The sequence below is a fragment of the Yersinia vastinensis genome, assembly GCF_902726565.1.
Classification (GTDB): domain Bacteria; phylum Pseudomonadota; class Gammaproteobacteria; order Enterobacterales; family Enterobacteriaceae; genus Yersinia; species Yersinia vastinensis.
The window spans coordinates 94,118-108,080 of the sequence record NZ_CACVAF010000005.1 but is presented as its reverse complement, the minus strand read 5'-3'; the positions used below and the strand labels follow the sequence as shown (position 1 = coordinate 108,080).

Sequence of the window (13,963 nt, the reverse complement as noted above, 5' to 3'; positions counted from 1 at the left end):
AACTCATCGTTATAGAGGAGATGAAAAGCAGGGTGTATTCACCCTGCGACTTAAACATACCCCATCATTTGCAATAATCGCTGCGCTTGCTGCACCGCTTCTTGACGGTGGGCAACCCCCAGTTTTTGATACAAATTGCGGATATGCGTTTTAATGGTAGTGGCTGCCACCTCCAGCTCACCGGCAATCTGATCATTACTGTAGCCGGAGTAAATCAGCCCCAATACTTGCCACTCGCGTTGGGTGAGTGGGCTGGTGCGGATAAGCTCTGGTACTTGTGGATGCGTGAGCAACTTATCGACGAATATCTCATCAAAGTGAGCAAACTTATGCCGATGATGCTGATTAATGTCTTTTAGGATCCGCTGGGCGCGGTGCTGTTCCAACTCGGGTAATGCATTTAGCTGAATCAGTTGCCGAAGCTGTTGTGCCATCGCCTCACCTTCAATTACAAAGTGGCTGATAAAGCCAGTGCGATTGGCGAGCGATAGTGACTCAATCAGTGTTTTTTGTGCTTCGCTTTTACGTTCGGTTTGCCAGTAAAGAATATTACTTAACAATAAGTTACGGTTAAGGTCGCTGGTTAAACGTAAGCGGCGGGCATTTTCATTCAGCTCGTCCAGTACCACTTCCGCTTCATTATAACGGCCCAACATAATTTGTATTCGGGCGATATTGCGCCACTGACCCTGCAAAAAGTGATTATCCGCCATACCCGGTTTTTCTGCCTGACGCAGCCAATTGGCCGCCGCGACTTTATCACCGGTCATCTGCCAGTGAATGACCCTCGGTTTGTCTGCATTGGTTATCCAGTCGAGGTGATACTGGCTACCGTGTTGCAGCGCCTCACAACGCTGAATATACATATTGGCGTTATCCAGATCTCCGCGCGCTAGCGAACATTTTGCCAGCATCGCCAGGCACTGTAATTGCTGCTGTGGCTGGTAGTTGACCAGAATCTCGATCCCCTTACGCGCGGCTTCTTCGGCTTCATCCAGCCGAGACCACGACCACAAAACCTGAGAGCGAATACGCAGTAAAAATTCATGCATCGGTAATTGTTCAAGATGCTGCTCATGAATCAAATCAAAAGCCTTATCTTGTGTTTCGTAGGCAGCTTGCAGGAACCCCTGCGCAATCAGAATTTCACTTTGTTGCAATAACGCCCACAAAGCATAGTGATAAGCTTCGTGGCGCCGCGCCATTTGCTCTGTTTGCTGCATCATTGGTAGCGCCCGGCTCAGTTCCCCTTTGCAATGGTGAACTTCACCCGTGACAGAGGTGGCAACAATCCGGCTGTAAAAGTTTGCCATCGGCAGGTACTTCAGTGCATCTGTAGCCAACTTCTCGGCTTCATCCGGCTTGCCAGCATTGATAGCCACCTGAGCACGCAATGCATCAAATTCAGCCCGCAAAATTTCATCAATTGGAATTTTGCGCTCCTGCATCGCTGACTCCGCGCGTTCAAGCAACGTATTGACCTCGCCATAGCGATGTTGGCTTTGTGCCAACCAAGCCTGTAGTAAGGCCAATTCAGGGTTTTGTACCAACAGAGAGTAGGGCAGGGCGACCAAACATTGTTCCAGTAGCGCCAACTCGCTGTGATTAAATAGCGCCCAGGCATGTTGTAGCAAAATATCGCGCAGCATACCGACATCACCAGCCGCCAGTGCGTGGTGGATAGCTTCAGCCGGGTAACCCAGCGCCATCCAACCCTCGGCTGCCGAATGGTGCAGTTCAGGGAGTTCCAGCGCCAATTCCCACTGGCAGCGCTGGCGCAGGAAAGTGGCAAACAGTGGATGGAAGCAGAACCATTCGCCACTGTCATCCATACGATGGATAAACAACCCTTGCCGCTCTAATTCTTCCAGCCGTTGCTGGCCATTATCTTCCCCTGTTAGGCGCACAATCAGGGCATCATTCATGGAGCGTAATACCGAGCAGCGCAGCAGGAAGGCGCGGGCATCACTGTCAACCTGATCCAAGACTTCATCGACCAAATAATCTGACAAATGGCTGGCATTCAGCCCCGCCAGACGTTTTGCCGATTTTTGTGCTGAAGAGTTGGGTTGACGTGAGGATAGCGCAATCAATTGCAGCGCTGTTGCCCAGCCTTCAACTTCATCACACAGGCGGCTGCTATCGCCTTGTTCCAGCGGTACGGACAGGCGGTAATCAAAGAATTGCTGTGCTTCCTGATGGTTAAATGCCAGTTGTTGCATCCCCAATTCCAGCAACTGGTCACGAACCCGCAGGTTAGCAATACCCAATGGCGGCAAGGTGCGAGAAAGCAGAATCAGCGTCAAATTCTCTGGCTGATGGCGCAGGAAAAAACGCATGGCTTCATGAATGGCATCATTGGTTATCAGATGATAATCATCGATGACCAGATAGAGTGGGCCATGCCAATCAGACAATTCGATGAATAACTGGGCAAACAGCGCGGAAAGACTGGCGTATTGATGTTTTTGGCTGATGGCTTCGCTTTTATTGCAATGCCCCGCAGTCGCCAATTGTACAGCGGCGATCAGATAGGTCGCGAAACGCTCTGGCTGATTGTCACTTTCATCCAGAGAATACCAGCCAAGATTCGACTGGTCTGCCGCCCACTGAGCGATCAGCGTGGTTTTGCCGTAGCCAGCCGGACAATTTATCAATGTCAGGCGATAGTTTGCGACACCGGATAACTTCACCAGCAAGCGGTCGCGTATCACGGTATTTTGCAGCCGTACCGGGCGGCTCAGTTTTGATGGGATCAGCATGCTGTGTCCGGTTTAAAAGAGGTCCGGTGAGAAGATGTCCTGACGATTGATATGTCCATTTGTAGTGAAATGTTACAGGCATTCATAAGAGTAATTATTTTTAGCCTCGTAATTAATCAGCACTGCTAAGGTCTGATAACGGACATCTTATTGCAATAGAGTTAATGTTTCCTATGGCTGTAAGTTGCACCGGATCACAATTTTAGCTACGCCCTGCGACTCATCCCCAGCTAATCCCTCGGCAGGATGATGCTCTTGTTAGTTCTCATTGGCAGGATATGGGTAACATTACCATTACCCCACTCACAGGATAGAGACTTCCCTATGTCACAGCCTATGCTTAAAAAGGACGATTTCCTGGCCGCACTGACCCGCCAGTGGCAGCGCTTTGGCTTAAGCTCTGCACAGCAAATGACCCAACACCAGTGGTGGGAAGCTGTCAGCGCAGCCTTAGCCGAACAGTTGTCGGCCCAGCCAGCACCCAGTGAAACCCAAAAAGTACAGCGTCATGTTAACTACATTTCGATGGAGTTTTTAATTGGTCGCTTAACCGCAAATAACCTGATTAACCTAGGTTGGTATGATCAGGTCGAGGCGCTGTTGGCCGAGCAACAGGTGAATTTGAGTGATTTGTTGGAGCAGGAAACCGATCCTGCATTGGGTAATGGTGGCTTGGGGCGCCTTGCGGCCTGTTTTCTTGATTCAATGGCGACCGTTGAGCAACCCGCCACAGGTTATGGCCTGAATTATCAGTATGGTTTGTTCCGCCAATCTTTCAGTGAATGTAAGCAACAGGAAGCGCCGGATAATTGGCAGCGCGAAAGCTATCCGTGGTTCCGCCATAACGCAGCGCTGGCGGTGGATGTCGGTTTTGGTGGCAAGCTCGAGAAACAAGCTGATGGCCGCCAGTTATGGCGTCCGGCTTTTACCTTCCGCGGCGAAGCTTGGGACTTGCCGGTGCTGGGCTTTCGTAATGGCGTAACACAACCGTTGCGTTTATGGCAGGCGACTCACCAGCATCCATTTGATTTAACTGACTTTAATGACGGTAAATTCCTGCTTGCAGAGAAAAGCGGCGTTGAAGCAGAAAAACTGACCAAAGTACTGTACCCGAATGATAATCATCTGGCGGGTAAGCGCTTACGCTTAATGCAGCAATATTTCCAATGCGCATGCTCTGTGGCCGATATTTTGCGTAAGCACCATCTGGCGGGGCGTAAATTGGCTGAACTGCCAGATTATGAAGTGATTCAGCTAAATGATACCCACCCGACTATCGCTATCCCTGAAATGCTGCGCGTGCTGCTGGATGAGCACCAGTTAGATTGGGATGCGGCTTGGGCAATTACCAGTAAAACCTTCGCTTACACCAATCATACTCTGATGCCAGAAGCGCTAGAGTGCTGGGACGAAAAACTGGTACGCAGCTTGCTGCCACGCCATTTTGTCATCATCAAGCAGATCAATGCGCAGTTTAAAAAACAGGTAGATAAGCAGTGGCCGGGGGATGACGAGGTATGGGCCAAGCTGGCGGTTCACCACAATAAGCAAGTGCGAATGGCGAACTTGTGTGTCGTGAGCGGTTTTGCAGTCAATGGTGTGGCACAGTTGCACTCTGATTTGGTTATCAAAGATCTGTTTCCTGAATATTATCAATTGTGGCCAAATAAATTCCATAATGTGACTAATGGCATAACGCCACGCCGCTGGCTGAAGCAATGTAACCCAGCACTTTCGTCGCTCATCGATGAAACACTAAAAGTCGAATGGGCGAATAATTTAGATGCATTAGCCGGGCTTGAGTCTTTTGCTGAAGATAAGACCTTTTGCCAACGCTATCAGCAGATTAAATATGACAACAAAGTTAAGCTCGCTGAATATGTTCAGCGCGTCATGGGAATCACCATTAATCCGGATGCTATCTTTGATGTGCAGATTAAGCGGCTGCATGAATATAAGCGTCAGCATCTGAACCTATTGCATATTCTGTCGTTGTACCGCCAGGTTCGTGATAATCCGAACTTGGATATGGCCCCGCGAGTGTTCCTGTTTGGTGCCAAAGCTGCGCCGGGTTATTATTTAGCCAAAAATATTATTTATGCTATTAACCAAGCGGCTGAGAAGATCAATAATGACCCGATCGTCAAAGATCGTCTGAAAGTGGTCTTCATTCCTGATTATCGTGTTTCAGTCGCGGAATTGATGATCCCTGCCGCGGATGTGTCTGAGCAGATTTCCACCGCCGGCAAAGAAGCCTCCGGTACGGGTAATATGAAGTTGGCGCTAAATGGTGCATTGACGGTTGGCACATTGGATGGGGCTAATGTCGAAATTGCTGAACAGGTAGGTGACGAAAATATCTTTATTTTTGGTAATACCGTTGAGCAAGTCAAAGCGATTCTGGCGAAGGGCTACAAACCACAAAAGTATCTAAAAACTGACGCACATCTGAAAAGTATTCTGGATGAATTAGCCAGTGGGGCATTTAGTGATGGCGACAAGCACGCATTTGACATGATGTTGCATAGCTTGTTGGAAGGGGGAGACCCTTATCTGGTACTGGCTGATTTTGCTTCATATTGTCAGGCCCAGAAGAAAATTGATGCCCTGTACCGCGATAAAAAGGAATGGACTCGTCGTACCATCCTTAACACTGCACGGGTAGGGATGTTCAGTTCTGACCGTTCAATTCGTGATTATCAACAGCGAATCTGGCAAGCCAAACGTTAAGGAGAAGACTGCATGGATCGTAAATCGCTCGATCAAGCAGCGACACTGGCAGGGATTGCCGCCAGCTATATTAATGCGCATGGTAAACCGCAAGCTATTTTGCCGGAAACCAAGCAGCAGTTGTTGGCGGCGATGGGGCGTACACATGCGCCCCATGATACTCAGACAGAAAAAGCACCATTACCGGTGGTAAAAGTCTTTACTTTTGGCAGCCCAATGCAGTTGCCAATGGCGGGTTCAGGTGATTATCACTGGCAGCTACAGACAGAAAAAGGTGAGTTGCACCAAGGGCGCATTAGCGCGAAAAAAACACTGACGCTACCTGCATCTTTACCGCAAGGCTATCATCGTTTGGTGCTAGAACAGGGCTTACAGCAGTGGTTGTGCTCAGTTATCGTCGCTCCGAAACGTTGCTATGAGCCAGATGCTTTACTGGCTGGAAAAAAGCTTTGGGGAGCCTGTGTTCAGCTCTATACCCTGCGGTCTGAACGTAACTGGGGTATTGGCGATTTTGGTGATTTAAACCAGATGCTGGAACAGGTGGGGGAGCGCGGTGGTGCCTTTATCGGTTTAAATCCGATTCATGCGCTGTATCCGGCCAATCCACAGAGCGCCAGCCCTTACAGCCCCTCATCCCGGCGTTGGCTGAATGTAATTTATATCGACGTTAACAGCGTGGATGAATTCCAGCACAGCGAAGCTGCGCAAAAGTGGTGGCATCAACCAGAGATACAGCGAGTGCTGACCCATATTCGAGCTAGTGAATGGGTTGATTATCCGCAAGTTATGCAACTTAAATTGAGCGCCCTGCGTCTGGCCTTCCCACTATTTACTGCTCGTAAAGCAAAAGATACGCGGGTACAGGCATTTCATAAGTTTGTTGAGCAAGGGGGCAGTAGCCTGCATCAACAAGCCGCTTTTGATGCCTTGCACGCTCATTTGAGCAAAAATGACCCAATGATGTGGGGTTGGCCAGTATGGCCGGACGAATATCGTGACGGTCACAGCAATGCAGTGGCTGAGTTTTGTCGTGAACATGCCAATGAAGTGAATTTCTATCTGTGGTTGCAGTGGTTGGCAGCCAGCCAGTTTGATGACTGCTTCCGCGCCAGTCAGGCGCGAAAAATGCCACTGGGTTTGTACCGTGATTTGGCCGTGGGTGTAGCAGAAGGTGGTGCTGAAACCTGGTGTGATCGCGAACTGTATTGCCTTAAAGCGTCGGTGGGTGCGCCGCCCGATATTTTAGGGCCATTGGGCCAGAACTGGGGATTGCCACCGATGGATCCTCACGTCATGGTTGCACGTGCTTATCAGCCATTCATTGATTTGCTGCGCGCGAATATGACTAGCTGTGGTGCTTTGCGCATTGACCATGTGATGGCTTTATTGCGCCTATGGTGGATCCCTTATGGGCAAACCGCCGACCAAGGTGCTTATGTCAAATATCCGGTAGATGACCTGCTGGCAATATTGGCTCTGGAGAGTCAGCGCCATCGCTGTATGGTGATTGGCGAGGATTTAGGTACGGTTCCCGTCGAGATTGTGGGTAAATTGCGCGACAGCGGCGTGTATTCCTACAAAGTGCTCTATTTTGAGCATGACAGTGAGAATACTTTCCGTGCACCACAGTCGTATCCGGTACAAGCAATGGCAACCATTACCACCCATGACCTGCCGACACTGCGCGGTTATTGGCAGGGAGATGATTTGACGTTAGGGAATAAGCTGGGGCTTTATCCGGATCAACAGATATTAAAGCAGCTTTATCTTGATAGAGAGCGGGCGAAGCAAGGCTTGCTGGAAGGGCTGCATCATTATGATTGCGTACCGAAGAAAGTGGGTCATAAAGCGTCGTTGCTGGCAATGAGCCCGGTTCTTAACCGTGGACTGCAACGTTATGTAGCAGACAGTGCTAGCGCGTTACTGGGTTTGCAACCGGAAGATTGGCTGGACATGGCGGCACCCGTTAACATCCCCGGAACCAGTGATGAATATCCAAACTGGCGACGTAAGTTGACGGCAACATTGGAAGAGATGTTTGCTGACAGCCAAGTTAATCGTTTATTGAAAGATTTGGATAAGCGGCGCAAGAACGTTTCGGCGGGGTAATATTAGCCTGATTTTTTGATTAACAAGTGAAAGGGGAATCGCACTTAGCGGCGCTTCCCCTTTGTTTTGCATCTCATCTTGTCAGCCAAAAGAGATTAGCCAAAGTCATTGGTGTTACAGCAAGGCAGCCAGCGAGCAAATCCCGATGAGCTGACACAGGTCAGTGATTCGGGTGCGTGAGTGCAGCTAACATCGCTGTCTCCTAGTAAGAATAAAGAGATTAGCCAAAGTCATTGGTGTTACAGCAAGGCAGCCAGCGAGCAAATCCCGATGAGCTGACACAGGTCAGAGATTCGGGTGCGTGAGTGCAGCTAACATCGCTGTCGCCTAGTAAGAAGAAAGAGATTAGCCAAAGTCATTGGTGTTACAGCAAGGCAGGCAGCGAGCAAATCCCGATGAGCTGACACAGGTCAGAGATTCGGGTGCGTGAGTGCAGCTAACATCGCTGTCGCCTAGTAAGAAGAAAGAGATTAGCCAAAGTCATTGGTGTTACAGCAAGGCAGCCAGCGAGCAAATCCCGATGAGCTGACACAGGTCAGTGATTCGGGTGCGTGAGTGCAGCTAACACCGCTGTAACGCCAAGGACGAAGGCTAATAATTAGTAGTAAGAGTGCTCGCCACGCTGATGCTCGGTCAAATCTCTCACGCCTTTCAATTCTGGGAATTTCTGCAACAGTTCTTTCTCGATGCCTTCTTTTAGGGTGACATCGACCATGGAACAGCCGTTACAACCGCCACCAAATTGCAGGATAGCCAGCGCATCTGGTGTGATTTCCATCAAGGTCACACGACCACCGTGGCCTGCCAGTTGTGGGTTAATTTGCGATTGCAGAACATACTCAACCCGCTCCATCAGTGGCGCATTGTCATCCACTTTACGCATTTTGGCATTAGGTGCTTTCAGTGTGAGCTGCGAGCCTAATTGGTCAGTGACGAAGTCAATTTCAGCGTCTTCCAGATAAGGCACGCTAAGTTCATCAACATAGGCTGACAGTTGCTCAAACTTCAGTTCAGTATCTGTTGCCTCAACCGCATCTGGCGGACAGTAAGACACACCGCATTCTGCGGTTGGCGTACCGGGGTTGATAACAAATACGCGGATTTGGGTGCCTTCTTCTTGGTTTGCCAACAGTTTGGCAAAATGAGATTGTGCTGCGTCTGTTATTGTGATCATGGCATCTGCTCAATAGTTGACTATTCTTGTCGGTTATAATACGCCCATTGTTAGGGTGACTACAAGGTTCGGCAGAGACACCAAACCTGCAATGAGGCAATCCCCTCAGCCCAGAGTAACTTGGCAATCTCATTAATTGTACTGCCAGTTGTCACAACATCATCCAGCAAAGCAATATGTTGACCCTGAACTGACTCCCGACAGCGAAAAATTCCTCGCATATTTTTACGCCGCGCCGTGGCGTTCAATTGTTGCTGGGCGGGGGTTGCCCGCGTGCGCTGTAAGGTCATATGGCTATAGTGGCAGCCCAACCAGTGGGCTAATGGTCGGGCTAACAGATCTGTTTGGTTATAGCCACGTCGCCAGCAGCGCCAACGGTGTAGTGGCACACTGATGATTCTATCCGGTTTGATGACCTTACCTGCGCGCCAGTCATCAAGCCAACGTAGCAATAATAGACGAGCCAGTATTGGTGCCAATGGGGTCGCCCCGTGAAATTTTAGCTTTTTTATGAGCTGATTCAATGGGGGAGTGTAATCGCTAACGAAGGTTAGGCTTTCCCAGCGTGGAGGGGTATTCAGGCACCGGCCACAGGGTAACGCAGTATTGTGACTCGGCAAGCCGCAGCGAGGGCAGCAGGGAGGTAAGGGAGGCAGATGACGGCGGCAGTAGCAACAAATGCCATTCTTGGGATGATATAACGGCTGCTGGCATAGCCAACACGGGCTGACGATTGTTAGCATAGACATCTTCCTTGATGAAAAACTCCGGTGACAGGATCCTAACGCATGAAACAACTTTATTGGAACATCTGTGGCGAAGGCAGTCGCGATCTTGTGCTACTGCACGGATGGGGGCTGAATGCTGGTGTGTGGCATTGCATCATTGACAGACTTGCGCCGCATTTTCGCCTGCACTTAGTGGATCTTCCCGGCTATGGGCGCAGTAAAGATTTTTCTGCAATGTCACTGTCTGATATGGCTGAAATTGTATTACAACAAGCGCCACAACAAGCTTTGTGGCTTGGTTGGTCGATGGGTGGATTGGTTGCCAGTGAGATAGCCTTACGCCACCCTGAGCGTGTTCAGGGGCTGATAACCGTCTCTTCTTCTCCCTGCTTTACCGCGCACGATGAGTGGCCGGGGATTCGGCCCGACGTGTTGGCTGGGTTTGAGCAACAACTCAGCGAGGATTTTCAGCGCACGGTTGAACGTTTTCTGGCATTGCAAACTTTGGGAACAGAAAGTGCTCGTCAGGATGCCCGTTTGTTGAAAGCCGTGGTGCTACAACATCAAATGCCAGAGGTGGAAGTATTGACGGGGGGATTGGAAATTCTGCGCACGGCAGATTTGCGTCAAGGGTTGGCCGCGTGCTCGGTGCCTTTCTTGCGCATTTATGGTTATTTGGATGGGTTAGTCCCGCGCAAAGTGGCTGCATTGTTAGACAGTGCATGGCCAAAGACACAATCCGTGGTGATGCAAGGAGCTGCCCATGCTCCCTTTGTTTCCCACCCAGATGATTTTTCAAACTTAGTCGTGGACTTCGCCCAGCAACTGAAATAGTGAGTACGGCCAGTACCGTGTTTTAATCGGCGGTTTTCAACTGATAAATCACGGTACTGCACAGGTTTTGCCCTTCAGGGCAACGCTGACAACTGCCGCTCAGGCAGCCGCCATTATCTTGCTCAACGCGTTCAATCTTACCCATCGCGGCCAGTTTTTCCAGCATCGCCTCGACCAGAGGCAAAGGCATATTCAGTTGATGACTTAGCTGATGGGCATCAGCGCTGCCGCTGAGGGCGATTGCATCGCGCAATTGCAGTAGGCTTGCCATAGCGCCTCCTATTCAGACCTTATCCATTAGTGACAGTCACTGCTTGATTTTTGGCAGCAACTGGCGGGCGCACTACTTTGTAATCTCACTGTGACCCGGCTACGTGCACGGCGTAAGCCAAACAAGATCACCGCATTAATTATTATGACCAACGCCATTATCCCTAAGCTCTGCTGTGGGTGATCGCGGAAGGTGGCTGCTTGATAAAACAGCGTTGCCAGCGAATAAGCCACATTTAGCCCCCACAGTATTGAGAAGGTCATCCAGCCCCGGCTGGTTTCTCGTGCAATAGCCCCCATGACCGAGACACAAGGTACATACAGCAGCACGAAAATCAGATAACTGTAGGCAGAAACACTGGAACCGAACTTACTGCTCATCATCCCCATTGAGCCTGCGGCCATCTCACCGTCGCCTTTACTGGCTTCAATTGGGTTCGATAATACACTGAGGCTAAATGTCTCTTTTAAACCCTGCCATGTGGTATCAACCGCCCCGGCCAATTCACCCAGTAAATTGAAGTTTTCAGCATCAAAAGGCTCATTTTTAATCTGCTCGGCGGTGTAAAGGGTATTCAGTGTCCCTACCACCACTTCTTTGGCCATCGCACCGGTCACTAACCCTACCGTCGCCTGCCAGTTATCGCTATGGACTCCCATTGGGGTGAGGAGGGGGGTGAGTACCTTACTGACCGATGCCAGCGCAGAGTCATTGATACTATCGACAGGTTTGCCGCTGAAAGAGAAACTATTTAGACCACCAATAAAAATACTGGCGACTACAATCACCTTCCCTGCTCGCAGGACAAAGCCTTTCAGCCGCTGCCAAGTCTGTAATAACAAGCTCTTCAGATGCGGGACATGGTAAACCGGTAATTCCATCACAAAGGGAGAGGCTTCACCGCGCATGATGGTGTATTTCAGGACTAAGCCGGTGAGGATGGCGACAGCAATGCCCAATAAATAGAGCGAGAAGACGATGCTGGCCCCATCTTGGCCGAAGAATGCGGCTGCAAATACCGCAAAAATCGCCAACCGTGCGCCACAGGACATAAAGGGGGCCATCATGATGGTGATCAAGCGCTCGCGTTGGGCATCCAAGGTTCGTGCGCCCATAATTGAAGGCACATTGCAGCCAAAGCCAACAATCAGCGGTACAAATGATTTACCCGGTAACCCCAGCGCTTGCATTAGCCGGTCCATCACGAATGCCGCACGGGCCATATAACCGGAGTCTTCCAAAAAGGAGAGGAACAAATACATCATGCCTATCTGCGGCACGAGTGGCAGCACGGTGTTGATACCACCACCAACACCTTGGGCCAAAAAGATGGTCAGCCACTGTGGGAAATGCAGGGTATAACCGACCCATTGCAGCCCTTGGATAAAGATAGCGGCAGAGCCAATATCAAATATCGGCTGCAATGCTCCGCCGATATTGATGGCTAAGACGAACATTAAATACATAACAAACAAGAAGATAGGGACACCTAACCAACGGTTAAGAATCACTTTATCCAGTGCTTGTGTCAGGCGATTTGGCTCTGCCTGCTGCGAGTTACCGACGATATCGCAGATACGCGCGATACTTTGATAGCGGGCATCAGCAATCACCAGTTCCGGATCTTCGTGCTGATTTTGTCGCAGATTTTCACGTGCTTGCTCAACCTGAGATGGCGCGACACCCGCACGCGCTAGGCTGTAGATATCCCCTTCCAGAATTTGCAGCGCCAGCCAACGGCGTTGTTGAATCGGCCAAGATCCCGGCATGTTCTGTACCAGTTTATCCACTTCGTGGAGCAGTACTGGCGGGTAGTTAACCAAAGCCTTAAAAGTGATGGGTTGAAACTCATCAATACAGTTTTTTAATTCATTGATACCGCGCCCACGGGTGGACACCAGCGGAATGACCGGGCAGCCGAGTTGCTGAGAGAGCGCTGCGATATCAATATCAATATGCTGGCTTTTCGCAATATCTAGCATGTTGAGCGCGACAATACAGGGGATACCGAGCTCAAGCAGTTGCAATGTCAGGTAGAGATTACGCTCCAAATTGGCGGCATCAATCACGTTGATCAGCAGGTCAGCTTCGCCACTCAGAATATAGTGGCAGGCTATTTGCTCATCCAGCGAGGTTTGCTCAGAAATCGTGGTCAGCGAGTACGTCCCCGGTAGGTCAACCAAGGTCACCTGATGCTGTGGGGTACTAAAATGGCCTTCTTTGCGCTCAACCGTGACCCCGGCCCAGTTGCCCACTCGTTGACGAGCGCCAGTTAACTGGTTGAAAAGAGTGGTTTTACCCGCATTAGGGTTGCCGATAAGGCCGATTGTGAGTGCTTTCATGATCCAACGTGATATCGATAAATTAACATCAGACAGCGCAGGGTGACGTTGACATCTCACCTTGCAACCAGAACAAGAGGTTGACCTGAATTGTCAGGGTTGCAGGTCGAGCGTCAGCAGGTCTAAATCTTTTTTACGTACCACCAAACTGACCCGACGGGTTTCTATTTGGATGGGGTCACCCAATGGTGCAAGACGGACAACATTAAATGAAGAACCGGGTAGCATACCCAGAGACAATAACTTCTGCCGATAAGCTGGGCTAATTTCAGGTGAGAAGCCAACAATTTTGTAGGAACGCTGTGGAATAAGATGCATAGAAGCCTCTATTTACCCTTTGTGTTTGAGATTTCGGGGTATGACTTAATGGCGTACCAGAATGAGAGTAATTTCACATTAAGAAGTAATGAGTCAAATAATAATAGTGAGAATCGTTTTTATATTCAACTAAGGCCAAATACTCAAAAGTAAGTATTCATTACGATTCTATCTTTATAATTAATGAGTCTGATTTTTATTTATGCTTGTTTTACCACCAAATCAGCATGATCGCAAATGCAAATAATGAGTTAAATCAGTTAACTGGATGTTTATTTTATTCCCTTTATCTTCCAAGTGATAGGCGTGGTGACTGCCATCATTCACCCAAGCCATTGAGTTATCTGAACTCCTTGGTGTTCATTTCGTTGCCGCTTTCCTGTTACTCGAAATCTATGGGGTATAAGTTAATGTATATATTGTAAAATACTGATAATTAACATACTCGCTTCACTATGATTGGAATCAAATAACATTCGATTTTTAATTAATTTGTAGAGTGTTATTGTAATTATTTATAAATTAACAATATTGACCCAATAAACTCTTTAGTATGTTAAAGATAATGTTAAATAAGTCAGATTGATTTCTGGTTTTTACGACGATAGCGCCGAAAAAAGAATTGCGTGCTAATTAATTTAAAAAAATAATCTTACAATTTTAAAGGCTCAACATTATGGGTGTTGCCGCGAATT

The 13,963-nt window shown here is 49.0% G+C and carries 9 protein-coding genes; 3 read left to right on the top strand and 6 right to left on the bottom strand.

The features are described 5' to 3' along the window. Positions 1-50: 50 nt before the first annotated feature. Positions 51-2,762 (bottom strand): HTH-type transcriptional regulator MalT, encoded by a 2,712-nt coding sequence (gene malT, locus HUZ92_RS09225; RefSeq protein ID WP_050099536.1) that lies wholly within the window; start codon positions 2,760-2,762, stop codon positions 51-53. A 324-nt stretch (positions 2,763-3,086) separates the two neighbouring features. On the opposite strand from malT, the gene malP reads away from it, so the two are divergent. Beyond that, a complete protein-coding gene (malP, locus tag HUZ92_RS09220; RefSeq protein ID WP_145579494.1) occupies positions 3,087-5,492 on the top strand; it encodes a maltodextrin phosphorylase in 2,406 nt (801 codons plus the stop codon). 12 nt (positions 5,493-5,504) lie between these two features. Continuing rightward, complete coding sequence (gene malQ / locus HUZ92_RS09215; protein ID WP_050099538.1) at positions 5,505-7,601, top strand: 4-alpha-glucanotransferase; 2,097 nt, start codon at positions 5,505-5,507, stop codon at positions 7,599-7,601. Positions 7,602-8,199: 598 nt separating this feature from the next. On the opposite strand, the gene nfuA is transcribed toward malQ, so the two are convergent. Together nfuA and gntX are read right to left on the bottom strand one after the other, a co-directional pair. Then, on the bottom strand, positions 8,200-8,775 hold the full coding sequence (gene nfuA, locus HUZ92_RS09210; RefSeq protein WP_050099539.1) for a Fe-S biogenesis protein NfuA: 576 nt from the start codon (positions 8,773-8,775) through the stop codon (positions 8,200-8,202). Positions 8,776-8,834: 59 nt separating this feature from the next. Beyond that, a complete protein-coding gene (gntX, locus tag HUZ92_RS09205; RefSeq protein ID WP_050099540.1) occupies positions 8,835-9,518 on the bottom strand; it encodes a DNA utilization protein GntX in 684 nt (227 codons plus the stop codon). A gap of 45 nt (positions 9,519-9,563) precedes the next feature. Here gntX and bioH point away from each other — a divergent pair, with 45 nt between their 5' ends. Continuing rightward, a complete protein-coding gene (bioH, locus tag HUZ92_RS09200) occupies positions 9,564-10,337 on the top strand; it encodes a pimeloyl-ACP methyl ester esterase BioH (protein ID WP_050295735.1) in 774 nt (257 codons plus the stop codon). A gap of 22 nt (positions 10,338-10,359) precedes the next feature. Here the strand turns inward: bioH and HUZ92_RS09195 are convergent, their stop codons facing one another. The 3 genes from HUZ92_RS09195 to feoA all read right to left on the bottom strand — a co-directional run bounded on the left by HUZ92_RS09195 (position 10,360) and on the right by feoA (position 13,268). Beyond that, entirely contained in the window at positions 10,360-10,608 is a 249-nt protein-coding gene (locus HUZ92_RS09195; protein ID WP_050099542.1) for a FeoC-like transcriptional regulator, read from the bottom strand. A gap of 26 nt (positions 10,609-10,634) precedes the next feature. Beyond that, a complete protein-coding gene (feoB, locus tag HUZ92_RS09190; RefSeq protein WP_050099543.1) occupies positions 10,635-12,950 on the bottom strand; it encodes a Fe(2+) transporter permease subunit FeoB in 2,316 nt (771 codons plus the stop codon). Positions 12,951-13,043: 93 nt separating this feature from the next. After that, positions 13,044-13,268, bottom strand: a complete 225-nt coding sequence (feoA, locus tag HUZ92_RS09185; RefSeq protein ID WP_004702177.1) for a ferrous iron transporter A — start codon at positions 13,266-13,268, stop codon at positions 13,044-13,046. Between the last annotated feature and the right edge of the window lie 695 nt (positions 13,269-13,963).

Coding starts and splice junctions, on each gene's coding strand:
- gntX (WP_050099540.1), bottom strand. CDS start 9,518: ATGCTAACAATCGTCAGCCCGTGTTGGCTATGCCAGCAGCCGTTATAT.
- malQ (WP_050099538.1), top strand. CDS start 5,505: ATGGATCGTAAATCGCTCGATCAAGCAGCGACACTGGCAGGGATTGCC.
- feoA (WP_004702177.1), bottom strand. CDS start 13,268: ATGCATCTTATTCCACAGCGTTCCTACAAAATTGTTGGCTTCTCACCT.
- malP (WP_145579494.1), top strand. CDS start 3,087: ATGTCACAGCCTATGCTTAAAAAGGACGATTTCCTGGCCGCACTGACC.
- HUZ92_RS09195 (WP_050099542.1), bottom strand. CDS start 10,608: ATGGCAAGCCTACTGCAATTGCGCGATGCAATCGCCCTCAGCGGCAGC.
- nfuA (WP_050099539.1), bottom strand. CDS start 8,775: ATGATCACAATAACAGACGCAGCACAATCTCATTTTGCCAAACTGTTG.
- bioH (WP_050295735.1), top strand. CDS start 9,564: ATGAAACAACTTTATTGGAACATCTGTGGCGAAGGCAGTCGCGATCTT.
- feoB (WP_050099543.1), bottom strand. CDS start 12,950: ATGAAAGCACTCACAATCGGCCTTATCGGCAACCCTAATGCGGGTAAA.
- malT (WP_050099536.1), bottom strand. CDS start 2,762: ATGCTGATCCCATCAAAACTGAGCCGCCCGGTACGGCTGCAAAATACC.